The organism is Vreelandella venusta, assembly GCF_007989605.1.
In the GTDB taxonomy this organism is placed as follows: domain Bacteria; phylum Pseudomonadota; class Gammaproteobacteria; order Pseudomonadales; family Halomonadaceae; genus Vreelandella; species Vreelandella venusta.
In genome coordinates, this window is sequence record NZ_BJUL01000009.1 from 117,295 (window position 1) to 142,375 (window position 25,081).

Annotated in this window: 20 protein-coding genes and 1 pseudogene; 12 read left to right on the forward strand and 9 right to left on the reverse strand. The window is 56.6% G+C overall.

Features of this window, described 5'->3' with window-relative positions:
- Positions 1-62: 62 nt before the first annotated feature.
- The 8 genes and pseudogenes from HVE01_RS12160 (at position 63) to HVE01_RS12195 (ending at position 9,546) form a co-directional block, all read left to right on the forward strand.
- Positions 63-2,036 (forward strand): TonB-dependent receptor domain-containing protein, encoded by a 1,974-nt coding sequence (locus HVE01_RS12160; protein WP_146944391.1) that lies wholly within the window; start codon positions 63-65, stop codon positions 2,034-2,036.
- Positions 2,037-2,067: 31 nt separating this feature from the next.
- Positions 2,068-3,120 (forward strand): ChuX/HutX family heme-like substrate-binding protein, encoded by a 1,053-nt coding sequence (locus tag HVE01_RS12165; protein WP_146944393.1) that lies wholly within the window; start codon positions 2,068-2,070, stop codon positions 3,118-3,120.
- Positions 3,117-3,986 carry a heme/hemin ABC transporter substrate-binding protein gene (locus HVE01_RS12170; RefSeq protein ID WP_146944395.1) on the forward strand — a complete coding sequence of 290 codons (870 nt, stop codon included), beginning with the start codon at positions 3,117-3,119 and terminating at the stop codon, positions 3,984-3,986. The genes HVE01_RS12165 and HVE01_RS12170 overlap by 4 nt, the downstream gene beginning before the upstream one ends.
- Positions 3,983-5,023 (forward strand): FecCD family ABC transporter permease, encoded by a 1,041-nt coding sequence (locus tag HVE01_RS12175; RefSeq protein WP_146944397.1) that lies wholly within the window; start codon positions 3,983-3,985, stop codon positions 5,021-5,023. The genes HVE01_RS12170 and HVE01_RS12175 overlap by 4 nt, the downstream gene beginning before the upstream one ends.
- Before the next feature lie 53 nt (positions 5,024-5,076).
- A pseudogene (locus HVE01_RS12180) lies at positions 5,077-5,778 on the forward strand (ATP-binding cassette domain-containing protein); the annotation flags it as partial.
- Positions 5,779-5,899: 121 nt separating this feature from the next.
- Positions 5,900-6,274 carry a YbaN family protein gene (locus tag HVE01_RS12185; RefSeq protein ID WP_232060280.1) on the forward strand — a complete coding sequence of 125 codons (375 nt, stop codon included), beginning with the start codon at positions 5,900-5,902 and terminating at the stop codon, positions 6,272-6,274.
- A gap of 216 nt (positions 6,275-6,490) precedes the next feature.
- Entirely contained in the window at positions 6,491-7,846 is a 1,356-nt protein-coding gene (gene mgtE, locus HVE01_RS12190; RefSeq protein ID WP_146944401.1) for a magnesium transporter, read from the forward strand.
- A gap of 323 nt (positions 7,847-8,169) precedes the next feature.
- A complete protein-coding gene (locus HVE01_RS12195; protein ID WP_146944403.1) occupies positions 8,170-9,546 on the forward strand; it encodes an aldehyde dehydrogenase family protein in 1,377 nt (458 codons plus the stop codon).
- 206 nt (positions 9,547-9,752) lie between these two features.
- Here the strand turns inward: HVE01_RS12195 and HVE01_RS12200 are convergent, their stop codons facing one another.
- The 9 genes from HVE01_RS12200 to HVE01_RS12240 form a co-directional block, all read right to left on the reverse strand.
- Complete coding sequence (locus tag HVE01_RS12200; protein WP_125752068.1) at positions 9,753-10,880, reverse strand: Gfo/Idh/MocA family protein; 1,128 nt, start codon at positions 10,878-10,880, stop codon at positions 9,753-9,755.
- Between the two features lie 75 nt (positions 10,881-10,955).
- A complete protein-coding gene (locus HVE01_RS12205) occupies positions 10,956-12,458 on the reverse strand; it encodes a CoA-acylating methylmalonate-semialdehyde dehydrogenase (RefSeq protein ID WP_146944405.1) in 1,503 nt (500 codons plus the stop codon).
- Between the two features lie 36 nt (positions 12,459-12,494).
- Positions 12,495-13,397 carry a myo-inosose-2 dehydratase gene (gene iolE, locus HVE01_RS12210; RefSeq protein ID WP_146944407.1) on the reverse strand — a complete coding sequence of 301 codons (903 nt, stop codon included), beginning with the start codon at positions 13,395-13,397 and terminating at the stop codon, positions 12,495-12,497.
- 86 nt (positions 13,398-13,483) lie between these two features.
- On the reverse strand, positions 13,484-15,331 hold the full coding sequence (iolD, locus tag HVE01_RS12215; RefSeq protein WP_146944409.1) for a 3D-(3,5/4)-trihydroxycyclohexane-1,2-dione acylhydrolase (decyclizing): 1,848 nt from the start codon (positions 15,329-15,331) through the stop codon (positions 13,484-13,486).
- A gap of 1 nt (position 15,332) precedes the next feature.
- Positions 15,333-17,291, reverse strand: a complete 1,959-nt coding sequence (locus HVE01_RS12220; protein WP_146944411.1) for a bifunctional 5-dehydro-2-deoxygluconokinase/5-dehydro-2-deoxyphosphogluconate aldolase — start codon at positions 17,289-17,291, stop codon at positions 15,333-15,335.
- A gap of 90 nt (positions 17,292-17,381) precedes the next feature.
- Positions 17,382-18,179 carry a TIM barrel protein gene (locus HVE01_RS12225; protein ID WP_146944413.1) on the reverse strand — a complete coding sequence of 266 codons (798 nt, stop codon included), beginning with the start codon at positions 18,177-18,179 and terminating at the stop codon, positions 17,382-17,384.
- 9 nt (positions 18,180-18,188) lie between these two features.
- Positions 18,189-19,076: an ATP-binding cassette domain-containing protein gene (locus tag HVE01_RS12230; RefSeq protein ID WP_125752088.1), complete on the reverse strand. Its 888-nt coding sequence runs from the start codon at positions 19,074-19,076 to the stop codon at positions 18,189-18,191.
- A 1-nt stretch (position 19,077) separates the two neighbouring features.
- On the reverse strand, positions 19,078-20,208 hold the full coding sequence (locus HVE01_RS12235; RefSeq protein WP_125752091.1) for an ABC transporter permease: 1,131 nt from the start codon (positions 20,206-20,208) through the stop codon (positions 19,078-19,080).
- A gap of 55 nt (positions 20,209-20,263) precedes the next feature.
- Positions 20,264-21,202: a sugar ABC transporter substrate-binding protein gene (locus HVE01_RS12240; RefSeq protein WP_125752094.1), complete on the reverse strand. Its 939-nt coding sequence runs from the start codon at positions 21,200-21,202 to the stop codon at positions 20,264-20,266.
- A gap of 239 nt (positions 21,203-21,441) precedes the next feature.
- On the opposite strand from HVE01_RS12240, the gene HVE01_RS12245 reads away from it, so the two are divergent.
- From HVE01_RS12245 to HVE01_RS12260, 4 genes are all read left to right on the forward strand, one after another.
- The gene (locus HVE01_RS12245; RefSeq protein ID WP_146944415.1) at positions 21,442-22,311 is read left to right on the forward strand and encodes a MurR/RpiR family transcriptional regulator; all 870 of its coding nucleotides are present in this window, start codon (positions 21,442-21,444) and stop codon (positions 22,309-22,311) included.
- A gap of 37 nt (positions 22,312-22,348) precedes the next feature.
- Positions 22,349-23,344, forward strand: a complete 996-nt coding sequence (gene iolG, locus HVE01_RS12250) for an inositol 2-dehydrogenase (RefSeq protein ID WP_146944417.1) — start codon at positions 22,349-22,351, stop codon at positions 23,342-23,344.
- 86 nt (positions 23,345-23,430) lie between these two features.
- Positions 23,431-24,234 (forward strand): 5-deoxy-glucuronate isomerase, encoded by an 804-nt coding sequence (gene iolB / locus HVE01_RS12255; RefSeq protein WP_146944419.1) that lies wholly within the window; start codon positions 23,431-23,433, stop codon positions 24,232-24,234.
- Between the two features lie 101 nt (positions 24,235-24,335).
- Positions 24,336-25,079, forward strand: coding sequence for a sulfite exporter TauE/SafE family protein (locus HVE01_RS12260; RefSeq protein WP_125752106.1), 744 nt, complete (start codon positions 24,336-24,338; stop codon positions 25,077-25,079).
- The last annotated feature ends 2 nt before the right edge of the window (positions 25,080-25,081 follow it).

Sequence of the window (25,081 nt, forward strand, 5' to 3'; positions counted from 1 at the left end):
GGTAGCCCATCGCACCCAGCCAGCAACATTATCCATCACTTTCTGCTGGAACTGTCTGGCCCATGAAACCAACTCACACGTTAGGCTTTTGCCTTACCTTACTCCCTCTTTTGCCTGCCAACGCCAACGACTCAGACTTAGCCCCGCTAACAGTCACCGGTACCCGCGCACCGACGGACCTGTCCCGCGCACCGCTGATTATCGACATCATCGAACGCCAAGACGCAACGCTTGCCACCGCGAGTCGCGTTGAAGACGTGCTGAGCCGCCAGCCTGGCCTGCATGTGTCTGGCCAAGGACGCCGTAACGGTCAAACACTGAGTATGCGTGGCTTCGGCAGCAATGGTGTCCTGGTGCGTTTGGACGGCGTTCGCCAGGATATTTCCACCGGCCATGTGGGCAACTTCTTCCTCGACCCAGCGCTGATTCAAGAAGTGCAGATTGCCCGTGGCTCGCTTTCCAGCCTGTACGGTAGCAATGCCATGGGCGGCGTTGTTAGCTTTACCAGCGTCGAGGCCAGCGATCTATTAGCCCCAGGTGACGATAGCGGTGCACGTCTTTCCCTAGGCGGGGCAACAGCGAACGACGAGCTACGCGGCAACCTAACGGCATTTGGCCGTCGCGATACGGCTAATGGGCAAGTGGACGGGCTATTTTCGGTGGGCCGCAGCGAGTCCGGCGATATTCGTCGCGCGGGCGGTGACGAAGCAGAAGAAGATGCCAGCCTCAATAGCCTGCTTTTGAAAGGCGGCTGGGAACCAAGCGATGAGCAGCGGGTGTTTATTAGCTGGCAGCACTATGATGAGCGCGCCACCCAACCCGCTAATCCGCAGCAGCTATCAACCAACGCTAGCAACCCGTTACGCGACCGTGATGTTGAGAGTAATAACGTACAACTTGGCCACCGCTGGCAACCGAGTGGGGCCACTGAAATCACCTCTCAGCTTACCTTTAGCCAACAGGATATCGACGAGCCACAGGCTAACCGTACCCTTGAGCGAGTCGGCCTGCAAAGCGATGGCTATCACAGCATCGACCATGGCTGGCTTTCACAAACACTGGTGTTTGGCGCTGAACTGGAGCAGGCCCGCCAACGGCCTAACGGTGAAGCGAATGGTTTCCCGAAGGCTGATATCGATACTCAGTCAGCCTATCTTGACACCACCCTTACCGCGGGCCGCTATTTAGCTGAGGGCGGTGCGGGGCAGTTTGACGTCGGCATTGGCGCGCGCTATGACCGCTATGATGCCAGTGGTAAAAACGATGCCGACAGCGTGCACGACCAAGTATCGCCGCGCTTTCGTCTTGCCTGGCGACCCGATGACACCTTAATGCTGTTCTCCGGCTACGCCGAAGCCTTCCGCGCCCCCAGCCTTTCCGAGCTTTACGCCAACGAGCGTCACTTTGCCGGGTTCTGCGCTGGGCCATCTTTCTGCACGCCCGACAACTACTGGATTCCCAATCCGAACCTGTCGCCTGAAACCAGCCGCACCTGGGAAAGCGGTGTGGTATGGCACCAAGGCGACTGGCAGGCGCGCGCCAGCTACTTTGACACTCGTGCAGACGACTTCATCGACACCCAGGTCGATATCATGGCGGGCACCACTCAGGCCGTAAACGTGCAGCGTGCCCAGCTATGGGGCTATGACGCTCGACTTACTTGGCAACCTAGCGCATTCCCACTGCTGACCAGCTTTGTAGGTCTTTCCGAGGTATCCGGCAAAGATCGCGATAGTGGTGAGGCTCTGGGTAGCCAAACACCGCTGGAAATGACCCTGGGCAGTGATGTTGCGCTTTATAACAACGCTGTACGGATCGGCTGGCAAGGCCGCTTTGCCCAGGCGTTCGACAAACAGGGCGACGATGAACGCCTACCAGGCTATGGGCTGCACGATATCCATCTTGCCTGGCAAATCACTCCCGCTATTGATACCGCGCTGCGCCTCGCCAACCTCGGCGACAAAGTGTGGTATCGCCCCGATGGCAGTCTGGGCGACGGACGTAGCCTGTTCGCCACCCTCAACTGGCAGTGGTAACTCCTTGCAATGTTAAGCCTAGAGGTGACGTATGATTGAGTCCCAGCAGATCGCAATTCTCGAAGCCTTTGACGCAGCACGAGCGGCACAGCCTCGCCTGCCAGCGATTGATATTGCCGAGCGCTTATCAATTAGTGAAGGCGAACTTCAGGCCGCGCGCTTAGGCCGTGACGTATGGACGCTGCCCCTCACGCCGAAAGACCTTGCGTCTCGCCTCCCTCTGTTAGGCCGAGTCAAAGCGCTCACCCGCTCCCGTTTAGCTGTGCTTGAGCAAACCGGTGATTACCCTGACCTGGACGGCGGGCCGCAAACCGGCTTGCTGCTTGACCCAGGCGGCCTAGATTTACGGTTGCTGTACTCCCACTGGCACTGGGCTTGCCTAATTCGTGACCCCATGCCCACGGAGAACGAGCAAGGCCAGTGGCGCTGGAGCCTGCAAATTTTCAATCAGCATGGCTGCGCCATTCACAAAAGCTTTGCGCTGGAAAATCCGCTGCCCCGCCCATGGGGCGCATTAGCCGCTCTAGGCACCCTAGATACTCCTGCGTTTACCCAAAGCGTGCCTCGCTTAAAGCGTGCGCTTCCTGAAGCGCCGACACTCGCCAGCGAATGGGCGGCGATGCGCGATGTGCACCAATTTTTCGCCCTGCTCCAGCGCCACCATCTAGAGCGCATTGAAGCCAACCAGCTAATGGAAGGCCGTTATACCCGCGCGCTGCCCGTCGATGCCCTGGAAAATCTGTTAACCAAAGCCAGTCAGCGCGCACTGCCACTGATGCTGTTCGTAGCCAGTCCTGGCTGTGTGCAAATTCGCACGGGCACGCTACCTGAACCTCAGCGCGCCCGCGGCTGGCTGAACCTGTTTGGCGAGCAGTTCACGCTGCACCTTAATGACACCGCCATTGAGCAAATGTGGCAGGTCAGCAAGCCTAACCGCGACGGTGGCGTCACCAATGTAGAAGCCTTTGATGCCGAAGGCTCTTTGGTGCTGCAAATTTACGCTGAGCGCCAGGAAGGTCGCGTGGAGCGTCCAGAGTGGCGGCAGTTGCTAAATGAGCTTGGCAGTCAAGAGGCCGTGGCATGAGCGCCTCACGCTTCGCACGCCGCTCGCTTGCCGCGCTACTGATTGGCTGGTTAACCACTGGCGGGGCACTAGCCAACGAACGCTGGGTCATACTAGGCGGCGATATCGCTGAAACCATCGCCGCGCTTGACGCGGATATCGAGGTCGTCGCCCGCGACGATACGGTACTCCACCCACCAGCAATGGCCGCCCTGCCTTCGGTCGGCTACCTGCGCCAGCTGTCGGCGGAGAGCGTCCTCTCCGTCGCGCCGGATCGCGTGTTAGCAGCGGGGCATTCCGGCCCGAAGGAAGTGTTGGAACAGCTAGAGGCTGTAGGCGTAACGGTTGATGTGATTGACGCACCCACCTCGCTTAAAGCGATTCCTGAAAAAGTCCAATCTGTCGCGCGATTAACAGAGCGTGACGACGCTGGTGAACGCCTAGCAGCCGTCTTAACGGATAAGCTTGAGCGGCTGGCCAACTTGCCCGCCCTACCTTCGATCCGTGCGATGTTTATCATGCAGCATAGCGGCTTAACCCCACGTGCAGCGGGGAGCAATACAGCGGCGCACACCGCGCTTGAAGCGGTGGGGCTGGAAAATGCCTTTGCCGAGATGCAGGGCTACCACAGCGTGGGTGCCGAAGCCCTGGCCAAGGAAGCACCCGCGCTAGTGATTATGTCCCAACGGGGGTTAGACGCGCTGGGCGGTGAAAACGCGCTATGGCAGTTACCGGGTATGCGCTTAACGCCCGCAGGACGCGAACAGCGGCTTATTGTGATTGATGATCAGGCATTGCTCGGCTTTGGCCCCCGCACGCCTGACCAGTTACTCACCTTGCGCCAGGACATTGAAGCACTGCTTGGCACAGAGCAGGCTAGCCGATGATCACCAGCGCTTCACACGATCGCTATCGTCCCTTGTTACCGCTTAGCCGGACAGCACGTGTATTGAGTGGCCTTACCCTGGCGTTATTGATCGCCCTCGGCTGGGGTGCTGCTTCAGGCGCGTTAGGCGTGTCACCCTGGGCACTCATCAATAGCAGCGCAGATGAACTCAGTGTCCAAGTGTGGTGGCAGCTACGCCTACCGCGCCTACTCTTGGGGGTTGCCGTGGGAGCGATGCTGGCGGGCAGTGGCGCTGCTATGCAGGGGTTATTTAGAAATCCATTGGCCGACCCAACGCTATTAGGCCTTGCCAGTGGTGCAGGGCTATTTGTAGCACTTTGGATTGTGCTATTTCAGGGCAGCGCTGCCGGTAGCCTCTATGGCCAGTTTGCAGCGGGCTTTCTCGGTGCGCTTAGCGTTTGCTTAGTGGTGTTTGGCATTGCCAAGCGCCAAGGGGGTGGCAGTGCCGCCGTCATGTCACTGCTACTAGCAGGTTTGGCAATCAACACGTTAGCAGGCGCTGGAGGCGGCATACTGGCGTTTATTGCCAGCGACGAGCAACTTCGTCAGCTCAGCTTATGGGGAATGGGCACGCTTACCAACGCTCTGTGGCGCACCACAGCCGTAGCCCTTGCCCTGATTGCGTTTGCCCTATGGCTGTTAATACGCAGTGCTCGTGAGCTTGACCTACTTCAGTTGGGCGAATCTACCGCCCATGCAGCAGGCCTGGACGCGACGCGTTTAAAACGCCGCGTGGTCGTTGCTACCTCTCTGGGTGTAGGGCTGTGCGTCGCGCTTACCGGCGTGATTGGCTTTCTTGGTTTGCTCGTCCCCCACTGCCTGCGACTGTGGCTCGGGCCTGGCCATCGCCTGCTGCTACCCGCCTCTATGTTAGGCGGTGCACTACTGCTAGTGGTGGCCGATACCCTGGCGCGCACCCTCAGTGCCCCCGCCGAAATTCCCGTTGGGCTATTAACCAGCCTACTGGGCGGCCCCTATTTTCTTTACCTGCTAATGCGTCGGAACCGGGCATGCTAACCCTACACCAGGCGGGTTTTACCACCACGCCCTCAATCGCGCCGCTGGACGGCACTCTGCGCCCTGGTGAGCTACTCGCCATTGTTGGTCCCAATGGCGCGGGTAAAAGCACGCTACTTAGTATGCTGTCGGGATTTCGCCCCTGTGAACAGGGCGAGCTACATCTGGACGGAAAACGCCTGAGTGAGTGGCCAATCAGCGAGCTTGCCAATCGTCGGGCGCTGGTTGCCCAGCAAGAGCTGCCCGGCTTTGATTGGCAGCTCGCCGAGCTGGTGGGCTTAGGCAGTAACCCCAGCAGCGCACTGATTGCGGAACTGCTGCACGATCTAGATCTGATCCATTTAGCTAAACGCAGCGTGCTTTCACTCTCTGGCGGCGAACGCCAACGGGTAATGATTGCACGAGGTGCCTGCCAGCTACTCTCACGGCGCTCTTCTAGCGCTAAAGATGGCGGGCTTTTACTGCTGGACGAACCTACCAGCGCACTCGACATCGGTCAGCAACAGCGCTTAATGCGCCAACTGCGCGCTTGGGCAGAACGGCACCAGATGGCGATTGTCTGCGTGCTCCACGACCTCAATCTCGCCAGCACCTACGCCGACCGGGTATGGCTGTTACATCAGGGCCAGCGGATTGCTCACGGCTCGCCCACCCTAGTGCTTGACCCCGCCACCATCGCCAAGGTTTATGACGTAGAGCTGCTGCCTATCAGTAGCGGCAACACTACTGCCCCGCTTCTCGCTCTAACGCCTTAAGCTAACTGTCAGCAGCCAACAAACGCTATCCCGCAGAGTGGCAAAGCCTTCATATAAGTCCATACTTATCCATACGTAACGGGCAATATATGCATTACCGTGTGCCAATCGGGGAGCAAGAATGAGACTGATCAGCCTCATGTGGGTAATGCTGGCAGGGGTGAGTTTCAGCATCGGCGTATTAGGCATTTTTCTGCCTCTATTGCCGACCACCGTGTTTATGCTAATAGCGATTTACTGTGCCTCAAGGGGGTCGCCACGCTTTGAAGCCTGGATTCGCTCCCGCCACTATGTCGGGCCGCTGCTGGTTACTTGGGAGCAAGAACGCGCCATCCCCAAGCGCGCTAAGATTGTTGCCGTTTGCACAATAGCAGTGAGCGCGATAATTATCGTTTGGTCACTTGGCCCTGGTTGGTTAAGCGGCTCGGTAGTGGCTCTACTGATGCTGATTGCACTTTGGTTGGCGACCCGGCCAGAGCCTTCGTCTCATAGCTAATGTGACTGATAGTTCATCGTTTAGTGAGGTGATCGCCACTTCCAGCTGTAGAGCTGCTTGGGCTTGATATGGGCTGGTATATCGTGTGCTTGCATCACAATACCGCCATGGCTTTCAACCCTACCTGTCTATAACATTCATAAAGCGAGCCGCCAGGAGTTTGCACTTCTTTAACACTAAGCTTTTAACACTAAGCTTCCAATAAGGACGGACTCTATGCGCGATGAGGAAAAATACACAAATTCAGAGGAGCAACTGCTCTATCTTCAAAAACGGTTAGATGAGGAAGATACCGCCGCTCTAAGCGAACTGTTTACTGAACTCGATATTTTATCGATTGCGCGCACGCTCGAGTCTTTTCCAACCAAAACTCGCGACCGATTGTGGGAGTACATTCCTGAGGCACTGCTCGGCGAAGTACTCGCCGAAGTCGATGAAGATATTCGTGCCGACTATATTGAAGACCTTTCTGCCAGCGTTGTAGAGCAAATCGTAAAAGGCCTTGATGCCCAGGAAGTGGCTGAAGTTCTCGACGTCGCCGACGAACAGATCAAAACAACTGTCTATGCCAGCCTAGATCAGGAGATCCGCGCCCAGGTTGAGAACCTGCACTCCTATGAAGATGACGTGGTTGGGCGTTACATGGACCCAGAAACGGTCAATGTAAAACAGGGCGTATCGCTGGAAGCCGTACAGCGCTATATCCGTATTCATCAGCTGTTGGATGATGAGTCGCAACAAATCATGGTGACCGATAAGGATAAACGCCTGTTGGGCACGCTGACGCTGATTGACCTCGTCAAACAACCGCAGGAGAGCGTCGTTGATGAGTACATGGTTGCCCCCTTCACACTCAATGACCAGATGAAGGTAAACGAGGCCGCCGCACTGCTCCGCTCTAAAGAGCTGCCTTTTGTCCCGGTTTGCGATAGTGACGGCCTGTTAGTGGGCCAGTTGAACGCCGCTGATGTATTAGAAATCACCCAAGATGATGCTGATATGACGTTAAAGCACATGTCGGGCGTCAGCGACGAAGAAGAAGTCTTCACTCCGATACTGCGCAGCGCAAAGAGCCGCGGCATTTGGCTAGGCATTAACCTGCTCACGGCCTTTTTAGCGGCTTTTGTGATTGGACAGTTTGAAGAGGTGCTGGATCAAATTGTAGCGCTAGCCATCCTGATGCCAGTGGTCGCGAGTATGGGCGGAATTGCCGGCAGCCAAACCCTCACGGTGGTGATCCGCGGTTTAGCGCTGGGGCAAATTGCCGGTAACAACAAACAGTGGCTCTACAACAAGGAACTGTGGGTAGGGATGAGTAACGGCTTGGTGTGGGCGCTCGTCGTTGGTGGAATTTCTTATTTGTGGTTTGGCGATCCGCTGATTACGTTGGTGATTACGCTGGCCATCTTTGTGAATATGAGCCTAGCGAACTTATCAGGGGTGCTGATTCCCTTAGTGTTGAAAAGGTTACAAATAGACCCCGCATTATCAGGTGCCGTCATCTTAACCACCGTTACGGATGTGGTCGGCTTTATGTCGTTCTTGGGGTTAGCTACTTTAATCATCCTATAACCATGTGCCCCTGGCGGGCACTGCAACACTTGAAAGGAGAAATCGCTAAGCACCGCTTGACTTGGTGAAGGTGCCCATATATTTCTGCTATGTGCGGCACGGCTCCGGATAACGCAGGGAATCAGGCAATAGGGCGATTCTGATGAGCGAGTCATCTTTGAAACAAGATGCCAATGCTCAGGGCACAACTGTCGAACGGAAAGCTGCTGGCCGAGGGAAAAAACGAAGGAAATAAATAGACCGACTTCACCGGACAACAACAACACAGGATGAAGTCGAGTGAATGACCGTTAACACCTGCACGCTAATGGGGAACCGGACATATGAACAATCCGTATGAGACGCTATTCCACCGCCAGAAAACAGCTTTTCTCAGCGACCGCACGAAATCACGCGACTGGCGGCTAGATCAGCTCGCGAGAATGGAGCGCATGCTGCTTGAACATCGCGAACGCTGGTGTGCGGCACTTCATCAAGATTTCGGCAAGCCGCCGTTCGAACAGCAGTTCGAGATCACGGTGCCGATGGGAAATATCGCCTATTATCGCGACAATCTGGACCGGCTGATGGCACCGGAAGAGATCGAAATCCCCGAAGGACTGGCAAAGCTCGGCCAGCGCGGTGTGATCCGACGTGAACCCTTCGGCGTGACATTGGTGATCGGGCCATTCAATGCGCCGATCCTCCTGTTGCTCGATCCAGCCATTGCGGCGTTGGCAGCGGGTAATCCCGTGATCCTGAAACCAGCTAACACTACGCCCGCAACTGCCGCGCTTTTCGCGGAACTGGTGCCGCAATATTTCGAGCCCGAGGACGTATCCGTGGTTACTGGTGGACGCGAGGAGATCTCTGCGCTGCTGGAGCTGCCCTTCGACTTCATTTTCTTCACCGGCAGTTCGGCGGTGGGCAAAGTCGTCATGCGTGCCGCTGCCGAGCACCTGACGCCTGTGATCCTAGAGCTGGGTGGTCAGAACCCGACAATCGTCGACGAAACCGCAGACCTTGATCGTGCCGCCGACGCCATCGCCTGGGGGCATAATGCGATCTCGGGTCAATGGTGCATCGCGCCCGGTTTCGTCTGCGTACATGATAGTGTCGCAGACATTTTTGTCGAGAAACTGAAAGCTGCGGTCACGCGCATGTACGGGGCCGATCCCTCGCAAAGCCCTGACTTCGCGCGCATGATCAGCGAGAAAGATGCGCAGCGCGTTGCTTCCTATATCCTGCCGGACAAAACCGTACTCGGGGGGCGCTTCGATGTGCCTGCCCGTTACGTCGAGCCCACCCTGCTTTATCCTTCCGATTGGTCGGACCCAGCGATGCAGCAGGAAGTGTTTGGTCCGGTGCTGCCCATCCTGCGCTACGGCGACATGGCCACGCTGATCGAAATGCTGAAGACAAGAGACAAACCGCTGGCCGCCTATATCTTCAGCCGCGACGAGGCGACGATCGAGCACTTTCTTCAGTCAGTGTCCTTCGGCGGCGGCTGCGTAAACCTGACCAATCTGCATTGCTGGGTCGGCTCGCTGCCCTTCGGCGGGGTCGGCAATTCAGGGATAGGGAAGTATTACGGCAAGACGGGGTTCGATGCACTCAGCAACACTAAGTCGCTGCTGATTTCGCCCGCGGACAAGACCGTCGATGTCTATCCGCCCTACAAGGACAAAGATATTAGCGCGATGCTGGCGCCGTTTTCCTGACACGAAGGTTTGATTTTCTCGTGATCCTTAGCGGCCTGGTCCTGATGGTTGTTTATGGCGTTGCAGCTGGCTGGAGGGAAGCGCGGCGTACTTTGCAAAATGCCTAAAGCGAAGTACGCCTTTTCTATCGTTATCATCACCAAAACATTGTCAGCAAACCATTATCGCTCAGCGGGTGCTTCAGGTTTTAGTCAGGCACAGGGCTGCTAAGATGACACATGAACCCACTGCCCCGTTTGATCTGACGTTTCGATGGCATCTATCAAGCGATTCACCCGTGCGGCTGCGCGGAAATCGGGGTAAAGGGGGCGATGGTTGATGATCCCCTCCACCAAATCGCGCACCTCGATAATCTTCTGATCGTTATAGCCTAGACCATGTCCTGGCGCGGGACTGAACGCGGCATAGTCGGGGTGTTCCGGTCCTGCTAACAGCGTAGTGAACCCACGCCTGCCATGGGCACCGTCGTGGCGATATAACTGCAGCTCGCTCATGCGCTCTTGATCAAACACAATGGCGCCTTTGGTGCCCGTTAGCGTGTAGGCCAAGCCCATTTTGCGACCAGCCGCCACCCGAGACGTTTCGATATTGCCGATTAATCCTTTATCAAACCGCAGCATAGCCTGGGCCTGATCATCGTTTTCTACCGCGGCCATACCGCTGCCGTCGGCACTAGGCCGAGTGGGGATGACAGTCTGTAGCTGACCGCAAACCTCGCTAATCCGCTGCCCGGTTAAAAACTCGGCCATATTAAGGATATGCGACCCCACATCGCCTAATGCACCGGCGCCTGCAGTAGCGCGCTTGGTATGCCAGTCGTGGGGCTTGTGCGGGTCGAGCAGGTAATCCTCGTTGTGCCGCCCACGAAAGTGGATCAGCTCGCCAATGTCACCGCTGGCGACAATCTGACGAGCCAACTGGGTGGCGGAATTGCGAATGTAGTTAAAGCCCACCAATGTTTTGACGCCCGCCTTTTCAGCCGCGTTAACCATCTCGTCGGCGTCTGCCGTGCTCAACGCCAGCGGTTTTTCAGCGTAAACATGCTTGCCAGCGGCAATGGCGGCCAGCGCCATCTCTTTATGTAGAAAGTTAGGCGCGCAGATATCCACCACATCCACGTCACTATCGGCTACCAGGGCGCGCCAGTCATCGGTGGCGCGGGCGAATCCCCAGGCCCGCGCTCGGCTCTCCGCAGTGGCAAGGTCAACGTCCGCCAGCAGCTCGCAAACGGGCTTGGCAGGCAGTTCAAAAACACTGGATGCTGCATTAAAGGCAATGGCGTGGGCTTTACCCATAAAACCAGTGCCGATCAGGCCAATCTTGAGGGTTTTCATTGTGGTTATCCCTGTTCTAAAACAATAACGCCGGGCTGGGCCCGGCGTTGAATGGTGTCGTGCCCCGTAGGCTGCTTACATGGTCGGCATGGTGAAGTGGTTAGTCTCGTCACGAATGCCGCTGGGCCAGCGTTGGGTGATGGTTTTCATGCGGGTGTAGAAACGCACACCATCGGGGCCGTGCATATGCAGCGGGCCAAACAGCGAGCGCTTCCAACCGCCAAAGCTGTGGAACGCCATGGGTACCGGAATCGGTACGTTAACGCCGACCATACCGACCTGGATCTGCTCGCAATACTGACGCGCAGCATCACCATCGCGGGTAAAGATTGCCGTTCCGTTGCCGTATTCATGAGCGTTGATCATGCTGACCGCTTCGTCGAAGCTCGCCACGCGAGCAATAGCCAACACCGGGCCAAAGATCTCCTCCGAGTGAATACGCATTTTTGGCGTCACATGATCGAGCAGAGTGCCGCCAATAAAGTAACCATCGCCTGCGCCATCAACCGTTGTCTGGCGACCATCGACCACGAGCTCTGCGCCTTCATCCACACCAACCTGAATATAGTCCGCCACCTTGTCGCGATGCTCGCGGGTGATGAGCGGCCCCATATCATTATCAGGGCCATCAACCAGGCCAGGCCCGACCGTCAATTTATCCAGCTCAGCCACCAGCTTTTCACGCAGGCGGTTGGCGGTATCTTCGCCCACGGGTACAGCAACAGAAATTGCCATACAGCGCTCGCCTGCTGAGCCATAGGCCGCGCCCATCAGGGCACCCACGGCTTGGTCGAGATCCGCATCGGGCATAATCACCATATGGTTTTTAGCCCCGCCCAGCGCCTGAACACGCTTGCCATGTGCTGACGCCGTGGCGTAGATGTACTCGGCGATGGGGGTGGAACCCACAAAACTTACCGCCTGAACACGCTCATCGGTGAGCAGCACATCGACAGCTTCTTTATCGCCATTGACGACGTTAAAGACACCATCCGGCAGGCCCGCCTCTTTAAGCAGCTCCGCTAGGCGCAGCGGCGTGGAGGGATCTTTTTCCGAAGGCTTCATGACGAAAGTGTTGCCGCAGGCCAAAGCGATGGGGAACATCCACATGGGCACCATCGCGGGGAAGTTGAACGGCGAGATACCTGCACACACGCCCAGCGGCTGCATCATCGAGTAACTATCAACGCCACTGCCGACGTTCATGGAGTGCTCGCCCTTCTGCAGATGGGGAATGCCGCAGGCAAACTCAACCACTTCCAGGCCGCGGGTCACTTCGCCTTTGGCGTCAGAAAACACCTTGCCGTGCTCACTGGAGATGAGGCGCGCCAGCTCATCGGTGTGCTCCTCAACCAGCGCTTTAAACTTAAACAGAATACGCGCGCGCTTTAGCGGCGAGACTTTTGACCAGCCGGCAAAGGCTTCGTCGGCGATACGCACGGCTTCACGAGTTTCATCGGCGGTGGCTAGCGCTACCTGGGCGCTTTGTTCGCCAGTGGCCGGATTATAAACCGGCGCAGTGCGCTGGCTCTGACCAGTGGAGAACTCACCATTAAGATAATGGGATAACATCTTCATAAAAGCTCCTGATTAAAAGGCGGCGATTGGCACTGTTTAGCTGGCAACGTCAAAACCTGCCTGCTCGGCAAGTTGGCGCAAGTTGCGATACCCAAGGCGAGCATAGGTCAACGGATGGGCGACTTCGGGGTCTTGCTCGGCTTCAACCACTAACCACCCCTGGTAGCCCTGTTCGCACAGGTGGGTTAAGGCGGGCAGAAAATCCACATTGCCATCCCCCGGCACCGTAAACAGGCCGTCTAGCACACCGTTTAAAAAGCTTTTGTCGCGGTTGCGCACTGCGTCCAGCACAGGGAAACGCAGGTCTTTGCAGTGCACATGGTGAATGCGCTGGCTGTAGCGTTTGGCGATGGCCAGCGGGTCGCCGCCAGCACCGCGTAGATGACCAAAGTCAAGTAGCAGACCTACGCCCTCGCCGGTGTAATCCATTAAGCGTTCAACGTCGGCCTGGCTTTCGATCACCGTGCCCAGGTGGTGGTGATACACCAGTTGAATGCCCTGGGATTTCAGGTAGTCACCCACCACCTCAAGGCCATGCAGCAGGCGCTGCCACTGTTGCTCGGAAAGATGCGGACGCTGTGAGAGCGGCCGCTCCTGATCGCCATGCACACAGTGGGTAACTTCACATAGCACCATTACCTTAGCGCCGCACTGCTTGAGCAGGTTCATATGATCCTGAATAGCGCCAATCTCTTCTTCAGGCGTGCGCTCCAACAGCCGCGCGGAGTACCAGCCCGACACAAGCGCCAAGTCATGGGCGCTAAGCACCTGAGTCAAGGCGTCAGGCGTGCGAGGAAACTTGTTACCTAATTCAAAACCACTAAAGCCTGCCTCGCGCCCCTCTTTCAAGCAGGTTTCCAGCGGTGTTGCGCCGCCCAAGCTGGGTAAGTCATCGTTGGTCCAGGTGAGCGGATTGATGCCTAAAGTAACCGTTGGCATAGCGTATTCCTTGTCATTTTTGTCTGAGTATTTTTGGCGTTAGGGCGCTTTACCCTATCGCCGACTCTCTGATGTTCTGCATTCGATTAGCGGGCCTGGCGCTGCTTGGCTTCGCGGTAACCTTGATAGGCTTTATTGACGGCTTCACGCTCGGAGACTTCGGGAACAGCCACTTCCCACCAGGCACCACCTTCTTGGGTGCTGGGCAGTGGATCAGTGTCCAGGGCAATCACGTAGGTCGAAGAGGCGCTGCGAGCGCGCAGCAACGCTTGCTCTAGCTCCGCAATGCCGCTCACTGATTCAGACTTACAGCCCAACGCTTTAGCGTGGGCGGCAAAATCGGTTTTCGGTGCGCCCGCCTCGACGCTGAGGCAATCCTGCAGCAGGTTGTTAAACCCCGCGCCGCCAGTGGCGTGCTGCAAGCGGTTGATACAGCCATAACCGCGGTTATCCAACACCACCACTGTCAGCTTGTGGCCCAGCATCACCGAGGTCGCCAGCTCCGAGTTGTGCATCAGGTAGCTGCCATCGCCGACCATCACCACTACCTCGCTGTCAGGTTTGGCCATCTTGACGCCCAGCCCGCCAGCAATTTCATAACCCATGCAGGAGAAACCGTACTCAACGTGGTAGCTGCCAGGGCCCGAACATTGCCAGAGTTTGTGCAGCTCACCGGGCAAACCACCGGCAGCGCAGACCACGGTAGTATCGTTGCCAGCCTGGCGATTGACGGCCCCTATTACCTGAGCATCGGTGGGCAGCGCTAGCCCTTGATCTGCGGTTACACGGCGTACTATTTCGACCCATTCGCGTTTGAGCGTGCCGGTTTGTTCGCGCCATTCATCGCTACCGCGCCACTCGCCCAGCGCTGCGTCGAGTTGCCCCAGCCCGATCAAAGCATCGCAGCTAAGCGGCAACGCTTGATGCTTCAAGCTATCGAAACGGCCAACGTTAAGGGCGATCAGTGTTTTATCGTTGCCTTCAAACAGCGCCCGAGAGCCAGTGGTAAAGTCCTGCAGTCGTGTGCCCACCGCCAGAATGACATCCGCCTGCTCCGCTAGCTGGTTAGCCGCGGCACTACCGGTCACCCCAATGGCACCCACAGCGCAAGGGTGGCTATCGGCCAGCGCACCCTTGCCCGCCTGGGTTTCAGCCACCGGAATAGCACGCTTTTTGGCAAACTCGGCTAAGGCGTCGCAGGCAGCAGCGTAGTGCACGCCGCCGCCAGCAATGATCAACGGGCGCTTAGCCTGCTGCAGTGCGGTGATGGCTTGACGAAGCTCGTAAGCATCTGGTGGCGAGCGGCGGATGCGGTGCACTTTGGGAGCAAAAAATGCCGCAGGATAGTCGTAGGCAAAGGTTTGCACATCCTGGGGCAGCGCCAGAGTCGCGGGACCGCAGTGCTCAGGGTCAAGCAGGGTGGCAATCGCCTGGGGCAGGCTGGTCAGCAACTGCTCGGGGCGGTTAATGCGGTCGAAATAGCGCGATACCGGGCGAAAACAGTCGTTGACGCTAATCGTCGGGTCGCCGAAATGTTCCACTTGCTGCAGTACCGGATCGGGTTCGCGGGTGGCGAAGGTGTCCCCCGGCAGCAGTAGGATCGGCAAACGGTTGGCATGAGCGAGCGCCGCAGCGGTGACCATATTGGTCGCCCCTGGGCCGATGGAGCTGGTCGCCGCCATTAGGCGCTGGCGACCATTGGCTTTGGCAAAGGCAATCGCCGCGTGGGCCATGGACTGCTCGTTATGGGCACGAAAGGTCGGCAATTCGTCTTGCACGTGGTACAGCGCTTCGCCTAAGCCCGCCACGTTGCCATGACCAAAAATCGCAAACACTCCCTCAAAAAGCGCCACTTCTTGGCCATTGATATCAATACGCTGAGCGGCAAGGTACTTGACCAGTGCTTGAGCCATAGTGAGTCGAATGGTGCTCATCTTACGCCTCCTCGGTATGGGCCAGCGTGTGCGGCTGCGCCTGCCTTAATTGCCGCCACGCCGTTATCAGTTCGGCATAGTTCTGGGCGACGCGCTCTACCAAGCTAGCGTCGTCGATACGTCCGGCCAGCCAATCACGACTCGCACTGGCAAATAGCGTGCGGCCAACGGTAAACCCCTTACAGCAGGCATGATTGGCAGCTGCTTCAAAGCCGCGTTTCATGTCGTCCATAGGGGCGTCGAGCCCGAGCAGTACAACCCCACGGCAGTAAGCATCCTCACGCTCAATGGTCTCGCCCACCGCTTTCCAAGCTGCATCTGACATGGCAGGTAGCTTCCACCAGTCTGGGCGAATGCCTAGGTTGTAGAGCCGCTGAAGGCTGCGCGGTAGCGTCGTGTTATCACTTGGCATATCAGCGGGTGGGATTATCTCAATCAGCAACTCTAGCCCATAAGCACAGGCCGCTTGATAGAGCTGACGCAGACGCTCCTCCTGCTCTAGGCGTAGTGAGAGTTCATCGTCAGGGTGGTAAAACACCAAGCATTTAATGATCTGCTCTCTAGGCCAGTTGCGCAGGCAAGCGCCTAAGTCATCGCCATGCTGGAAACGCAGCGGGCGTGAGCCTGGCAGCTCTACCGGCCGACCAATCCACCAGCCTTTTCCACTGGCATGATTGAGCGCGTCCTGACCCAGCACGTCATCAACCAGGATCGCGGGAGTGGAGATACCGCCCAGCTTAGCGCCCTCTTCAGCGGCGGTGACTAAGAGTTTTTTGAGTGCTGGCAGCCGCGCGCAGCTGGCATGCTCTGCGCGGGCCATATCGGTGAGCTGGCGACGATGATCAAATGCCAACCCCAACACTTCGGGCCATTGAACGGGCACCCGGGTAGTGACGCGGTGCAGATGATTCAGGCGTTGATCGATATCCGGGCGGGGTACCTCAGCCCGGCGCGCCAAGTAATCAAATAACTCGTCTTCGGTGGGCATGGCGGGGGCACAGCCGTGGCGGGAGACCACCAGCGCGCCGCAGGCATTGGCATAGCTGGCACTGGTTTGCCAGGATTCATTGCGTAGCCAGCCACGTAGCAGCCCACTCATAAAGGCATCGCCAGCGCCCAGTACATTGAGTACTTCGACCTGAACGCCCTTGACCAGAATGCCATCTTCAATGCGGTCAGGAATCGCCCCTTCAAATACGACACAGCCCATGGGGCCCAGCTTGCATACCAGGGTCGCCTGGCTAACCTCACGCACCGCGCGCAGGGCCGTTAAGGTGTCGGTGCTGCCACCGGCAATATGAAACTCCTCTTCGGTGCCCACAATCAGGTCAAAATCTGGCAGCCAGCGCTGCAGGTCGGTGGTCACGGTTGCATCGGCGATAAAGCGGGTTTCGCCATCGCCGGGGTTGGTCAGCCCCCACAGCACGGGGCGGTAATCGATATCCAGCACTCGCTTCACGCCATACTGGGCGGCAGCGTCCAGTGCTTTGCGGCACGCCCGGCGAGTGGTATCGGTAGAAAGGTGGGTGCCGGTAATCGCCAGCGCCTTGGCCCGAGCGATAAATTCAGGGTCGATAGCATCGGCGTCGATGGCCATATCGGCACAGTCGCGGCGGTAAAATAGCAGCGGGAAGCTTTCGCGATCTTTTAACGCCAGCAGCACCAAGCCGGTGTGGCGTTCGGGGTCGGTTTGTAGCGCGGAGGTATCCACCCCCACTCGTGCTAATTCCTCGCGAACAAAGTTGCCCATTTGTTCATCCCCTACCCGCGAGAGCATGGCAGACTTCAATCCCAAACGAGCGGTACCGTAAGCCATATTGCCCGAGCTACCACCTAGGTACTTGGCAAAGCTCGCCACGTCTTCTAAACGACTGCCAATCTGCTCGGCGTACAGGTCGACCGCCACACGTCCCAGGCAAATCAGATCAAGCGGCCGGTGTTGACTATTGTTATTCAGCATAAATGTCTCCCCACGTCACAAATTCGTGGTATCGGGCAAAAGAGGGCGCTGGGCATCAAAGCGTCTTGGGTGGCTATCGATGAGGCGTACCTAAAGTGAGAAGGCAGCACGGAATCGATCAAGGGCTAGGCCGTCATCGCCAGAGGCCCAGCCTTCTAACCCCACCGTGCCGCGATAGCCTATGTCGTTCAGCGCTTGAGCAATGGCCGGGTAGTTAATCTCGCCAGTCCCCGGTTCGCAGCGCCCAGGCACATCGGCTACCTGCACTTCACCAATGTACGGCCCGCAGCGGCGAATCAATTCAATCAGATTACCTTCGCCAATTTGGGCGTGATAAACGTCTAGCATGATGCGCAAGCTAGGCCGGTCGATACTCTCCACCAGCGCAAGCACATCTTCCAGGCGAGCAAACGGCACGCCGGGGTGATCAACCTCGGTATTAAGGTTTTCAAGTACGAAGGTGACACCGTGCTGCTCGCCGAGATCTGCCAGCCGATTGAGCGTTTCGCGGGCTTTTAGCCACATAGCGCCCGTCATCTGCTGGCAAGGCTGAACGGGCAACCCATTACCATCTAGCCCGGTGCCGTGAAGGTTAAGGCGCGGAATGCCTAGGCGCTTTGCTACCTCGACCGACTCAGCGGCGGTGCGTAGCAATTCATCTGCTCCGGGGGCATCTGCCAGGGTGCCGGTGACATAGCCGGTCATGGACGAAAACGTCGCCCCGCTATTGGCCAGCGCATCAATGTCGTGCTTCGTCCAGTCCCAGATTTCGACTTGAAAGCCCAGTTCAGAGATACGCTTAACGCGTTCCAGTACCGGCAAATCGCAGAAGATCATTTCAGCACAGACAGCCAGCGTGAACGGTGATGATGGGGTCAACTTATTCATCACGCTTCCTTAATAACCGCTTGCCGCTCGCGGTGAAGATTGCTCCGCACTGCTTGCATCGACAGGCTGAGTATCTTGACCGGCTAAGCTGGCTTTCTTGGCTTTATCCTCCCGCTGGAATTCCGCAAGCTCTGCATCCAGGCTTTCAAGCTCAGCGCCCCCCGCCATCATATTGAGCACTTCTTCGCGGCTGACTTCTTCTTTGCGGAAGGAACCCAAACTACCGCCGCGTGATAATAGGGTGAACGCATCGGCCACTGGGTAAGCATGGTGGACGTTGTGGGTAATAAAGATAACCGCTAGGCCATCGGCGCGGGCTTTGGCAATGTAGCGCAGTACAACAGACGCCTGCTTAACCCCAAGCGCGGACGTAGGCTCATCCAGAATCAGTACTTTGGCACCAAAGTAGACAGCACGAGCAATCGCCACACACTGGCGCTCCCCACCGGAAAGCGTGCCCACCGGCTGGCTTGGGTCGCGTACATCAATACCGATTTTAGCCATTTCCTCTTTGGCTACCCGGTCGGCATACTTCCAATCAATTCGCTTTAAAGGCCCCCAGCCCACCGTCGGTTCGCGCCCCATAAAAAAGTTACGGGTAATCGACATCAATGGCACCATCGCCAGATCCTGGAAAACGGTCGCGATACCAGCGTCTAATGCATAAGCAGGGGACTTGAAACGAGCGGGTTTGCCATCCAATAGCATTTCACCGTGGGTAGGCTGGTGAACACCGGAAAGAGTTTTAATCAACGTTGATTTGCCAGCACCGTTATCCCCTAGCAGGCACATAACCTCACCTGAGTAGACCTGCATCGAGATATCGCTTAAGGCGATAACACTGCCGAAGTGTTTGCTGACACTGCGCATTTCAATCATTGGCGTACGTGTGGTCATGTTATTTGGCCTCCATCGCCTTTTTGCGCATGTAATTGTTGAATAGCACCGCCACCAGCAACATCACGCCGAGGAAAACCTGGAACCAGTCGGTATTAACACCGGTGTAAAAGATGCCCATTTGCACCATGCCAAAGATCAGTGCCCCCAGCGCCGCACCAATGGCAGACCCATAACCACCGGTTAGCAAAGCGCCGCCAATTACCACCGCAATAATGGCTTCCAGTTCTTTTAGCAGGCCGCGAATGGTGTCCGCCGAGCCGGTATCCATTACCTGTATGCAGGCAAAGATGGTGGCGGAGAAAGCGGTGAACATGAACAGTGAAATCTTGACACGCTGGACGGGAACGCCTGAGTTGCGTGCTGCATTGGCATCGCCACCGCTAGCGAATATCCAGTTGCCATAAGGCGTGCAAAGCAGCACCCAAGTCGCTACAGCGGTTAAGCCTAGCCACCAGACAATCGAGACGGGAATACCGGTAACCGTGGGGTTACCCGCAAAGTTGGTCGCCATCCAGCCATTTTCTGCCATCCAGCTAAATAGGCCCGTAGCGACTTCTCCAGAGAAAAGCGCCGCAAACCAATCTCCGGGGATATGCTCCTGCACTCCTCCTACCTGAGTACGCCCCGTCAATAACCGACTGATCCCGATGGCTAAGCCGCGCAGAATGAACAGGAAGCCCAGGGTAACGATAAATGACGGCAAGCCTGTTTTATTGACTAGATTACCGTTAATCCAGCCCACCAAACCCGCACAGGCGAACGCCAATAAAATTGCGGCCCATAGCGGCCAGCCATACTCCACCGCAGGGATGGCAATTAGAATGCCCGCCAAGCCAATCATCGAGCCAATTGACAGATCAAATTCTCCGCCGATCATCAGCAATGCAGCTGCCGTGGCGATAATGCCCAGCTGAGCGGCGACTTCAAGAAAATTAATAATACCCGCAGGAGTAAACATCCCGGTGCCGCTGGAGGCAGCAATAAAGAAGGCAAGCACCAATACCGCACCGGCCAGCGCCCCCAGCTCCGGGCGATTCAGCGCTTTCTTCCAGAAAGAGACTCTCTGGATGCGCTCATCTTGATCAGCCGCTGCTGGCGCAGCCGATGGTTTCGTTTCAGTGGAATTCATAGCGATCGACTCCCAAGGGCTCGACACCGCCGAGCCTGTTCCGATTAGGTAGTTATCAGCGGATGCCCTGACTACTCAGCTCAATGACCTGGGCAGCATTTTCTTGGGTCACAAATCCTGGTCCGGTGGCAACATCCCCTGCGGGCAGCAGACCGTTCTTGACGAACTGATCTAGGAACATGACAGGTAGGTAGCCCTGCATGTACTGCTGTTGGTCGATCGCAAAGTCCAGCTCACCCGCATCCAAGGCTTCCAAAATACCGGGTGAAAGATCAAAAGTACCCAGGGTGAACATATCGGTTGCCCCCTGCTCACGCATGGCCCGAATCATCGGATCAGCGGCCAATGCCCCCAAGGTCAATACACCTCGCACATCACTGTTCTCGTTAAGGTAAGCGACAATGGCATTACGAATATTGGTGGGGTCGTAAGTGGTCGCTAGCTGCTCAGCATTGCCATCGAAGCCGTCGACAAAACCATCACAGCGTTGGTCAAGTCCTTGGTTGCCTTGTTCATGATTAACGCAGACGCCTTTCTCAACGCCCATCTCCTGCATGCGTTCAGCAGCCTGCTTACCGGCTTCATACTCACTCTGCCCAACGTGCAGCCGGGCACCATAATCCCGAGCCACGTCGCCACCGGAGTTAATGGTGATGACGGGGATGCCGTTATCGACAGCATTTTGCACAGCGCCACCCAAGGCATTTTCATCGGTAAAAGAGAGAATCAACCCATCAGGACCAGATGCCACTGCGGCTTCTACAAGTTGCTGCATCTTAGCCATATCAAAGGTAGAAGGTGCGCGATACTCCAAGCTAGCCCCAACGGTTTCAGCGGCGGCTTCTGCACCGTTTTTCACCACCGACCAGAAAGGATCAGAGGGAACACCATGGGTCACCATGACGAAACGGCTCTCTTCTTGTGCTTGTACGGCACCTGCCATTAATGCCGTGGTGGCAGCAGAGGCTAGAAGCCATTGAGATAGACGTGCCATAAATAATTCCTCATAACGTTATCGTTGTTGGTAGGGAAGTGGCATTAAATGCCTTGGCGTCATGAAATATAGATTCCAAACATCAGTTATAGCAAATTATTTATTCTATACTTTGGTATAAATGGAATATTTATTCCAATCAACTAGACTGCACAACAACGAGTCACTTTGCTCAGTACTGCATATCCACGGGTACATAAGCAGAAGGCTGCTAGATGGGCCAACGCGAAGGAATTTGTATGCCACAACCACCACAGAGCTACCGTGAGTTGGAAACGCTGATCACCGCTGAGTACGCCACACTGAGCAAACGCTTACAGCAAACCGCGCGTTTTATGCTTGATCACCCTCAGGAAGTTGCTTTAGCGACCGTGGCCAAAATTGCCGAACAGGCGGATGTCACCCCATCCACCTTAATTCGCTTGGCCAATAGCTTGGGCTTTAAGGGCTTTTCCGAAATGCAGCAGCTGTTTCGCAGCCGCCTAGTCGATGAGTTGCCTAACTACACCGAGCGAATTCGTGCGGTACGCAGCGCCACCGGAGAAACACCCGATAGCACCCAACTATTATGGGAGTTCGCTGACGCCAACCGCGCCGTGCTTGAGCAGTTACCCAGCCGCATTGATCCAGAGAGCTTAGAGAAGGCGCTAGATATTTTTGAAAAGGCCCATGCGATCCATGTGATGGGCGCACGACGTAGCTTCATGGTCGCCAGCTACATGACCTATGCCCTGGCGCATGTGGATAAACCTGCGCTGCTGGTCAGTGGTTTGGGGGGAATGTACGGCGAGCAACTGCGCGCGATGAGCCAACACGACGCCCTACTGACCATCAGCTTCTCTCCCTATGCCGAAGAGAGCCAAAAAGCCTGCGAAGACGCCCATCAGCGCGGTCTACCCATTGTGGTGATTACCGACTCAAGCCTTAGCCCACTGGCGCGTTTCGCAGATGTTGCTTTCGTAGTTAACGAAGCTGAAGTGAAAAGCTTTCGCGGCTTAACCGCATCGCTCTGCTTAACCCAAGCCTTGGCCATTGCCCTGGGCGTGCGACAAGACAAGTCCCGGGACAAAGCCCTGGAAAAAGCCTCAACTAAAAAACGTAAGACATAAACACCAAGCCAACAGCAACAACAAAACAGGAGTGCTTATGAAACTCGCGCTTATCGGCGCTGGGCGCATCGGCAAAGTGCATGCCCAGGCGATTTACTCACATCCAAACGTGACGCTGGTTGCTGTGGCTGATTTTCATCAGCCTACTGCAGAAGCCCTGGCCAAGCAGTACGCTAGCCGAGCAGCCTCTGTGGATGAAATCTTCGCAGATGATGAGATTGATGCCGTGCTGATCGCCTCAAGCACGCCTACTCATGCGGAGTATCTGGAGCGTGCCGCCCGTGCAGGCAAGGCGGTTCTGTGCGAAAAACCTATCGCCCTGGATTTAGCGCGCACGCGCGATGCCCTGCAGGTACTTAGTGAACACCCGGTGACCTGCGCGTTAGGCTTTAACCGTCGCCACGACCCACAGTTTGCGGCATTGAAAAAAGCGATTACCGAAGGGCGTATTGGCGCACTTGAAACGCTGACGATTATTAGCCGCGACCCCTCTCCCCCGCCTGCCGAGTATGTAGCTGAGTCGGGCGGTCTATTTCGCGACATGATGATCCATGACCTTGATATGGCTCGCTGGTTGCTTGATGAGCCCATTGAAAGCGTCTTTGCCGTCGGTAGTAGCATCATTGACCCAGCGATTGGCGAAGCTGGTGATGTGGATACCGCCATGGTCACCCTGACCACCGCCAGTGGCAAGCTGTGCCAAATCAGCAATTCGCGGCGCGCCAGCTACGGCTACGATCAGCGTATCGAAGCCTTTGGCAGCCTGGGCATGCTGCAAGCTCAGAACGAGAGCGATACCCGGCTGCGTTTTACAGGTGAAGCAGGACAAGTGGAGGATAAACCCAAGTGGTTCTTCCTGGAGCGCTACGCCCAAGCCTACCAACTTGAAATTGGCGACTTTGTCGCCGCCTGGCAAGAGAAGCGTGCGCCACTCGCAGGTGCCCAAGATGGCCTAGAGGCGTTGCGCCTAGCCGATGCAGCGGAGCGTTCGCTGCGTGAAGGTCGCAAAATCCTGCTCGACGCCTCGGTGTAAACAGACGCAGACAGGTCTGTGTAGACCTTTCATATCGACAACGACTAGCTGTCAACCAAGCAGCTAGCCATCAGAAGGAGCGATATATGGCTTCACTACTGGTACGCCCCACCGCCCCAGATGCTCAAGGCACCGTAATTGACGTTACTCCTGAATCTGCTGGCTGGACGTACGTTGGCTTTCGGGTGCATAAACTCGCCAAGGGCCAGCGCCTGGAGGCCAGCAGCGATAACCAGGAAGTCTGCCTGGTGCTGCTCACCGGGCGGGCCACAGTGACCTGCGGCGAGCACCGCTTTGAAGACATCGGCAAGCGCATGGATATCTTTGAGCAGATCCCTCCCTACGCGGTTTATCTGCCTGACCATGTTAGCTATGCGGTGGAAGCGGCCACGGATTTAGAGCTAGCGGTGTGCGCTGCTCCTGGACATGGCAACCACATCCCAAGGCTGATTTCCCCCGACAACATCAAGCAGAGCACCCGAGGCCAAGGCACTAATACCCGCCATGTTCACGATATTCTGCCGGAAACCGAGCCTGCCGATAGCCTACTAGTGGTTGAAGTATTCACACCCGCGGGTAACTGGTCGAGCTACCCACCTCACAAACACGATGTGGATAACTTACCCCACGAATCCTACCTGGAAGAGACCTACTACCACCGCATTAACCCTGAACAAGGGTTCGCCTTTCAGCGCGTTTACACCGATGACCGAAGCCTTGATGAAACCATGGCGGTAGAGAACGGTTGCTGCGTGTTGGTCCCCAAGGGCTACCACCCGGTGGGCGCTTCTCATGGCTACTCGCTCTACTACTTAAATGTCATGGCGGGGCCCAAGCGGGCGTGGAAATTTCACAACGACCCCGACCATGAGTGGTTAATGAAAGCCTAACAGGCTGCACAATTTGCCTGCTAACATTTATCTAATGCTATGCTAACTGGCCCCGCTGATTCGGGGCTTTTTTGTGCATTACCTTTAACCATAGAGGCCCTATGCTTCCCGATTACTCCACCATCGCTTGGGTGTTAATTGTATTTTCCGTTTATCTGACCGGCGTCTCCAAAGGCGGTTTCGCGGGTGGCTTCGGCACGCTCTCGGTGCCACTCATGGCGCTGGCGATCAGCCCCACCCAAGCGGCAGGCCTGCTGCTACCGCTACTGCTGGTGATGGATGTTTTTGCGGTGAAGGCATGGTGGGGCAAGCAGGACGCCGCTGAGGTCTGGCGCTTTGTACCGGGCCTGTTTATCGGCGTGACGGTGGGCACGCTGCTGTTTGGCAGCTTGAGCGAACAGGGCTTACGTCTGACCCTCGGCGTTATCACCTTGCTGTTCGCCGCTTATATGCTACTTAAGCCCGTGGCCAAGCAACCGATCTCCACCCGTTGGGCATTGCCAGCGGCAAGTGTCTGCGGCTTTACTAGCTTTATGGCCCATGCGGGCGCGCCGCCGCTAAACGTTTATCTCCTGCCGCGCAAACTATCGAAAGAGAGCTTTATTGCCACTTGCGCGGTGACCTTTGCCGTAGTCAACGCGATCAAGCTAGCGCCGTATATGTGGCTGGGTGAAATCAATGTCACTAGCGCCTGGGCGTCGTTGCTGTTGGTACCCGTCGCTTGGATCGGCGTGCGCAATGGGCTGTGGCTGCAAAGCCGCGTCAACGAAGTGCTATTTTACCGCTTAGTGATCCTGGCCATGTTCTTGGTGGGAATCAACCTAATCTGGCAAGCGGTCAGCTAGCA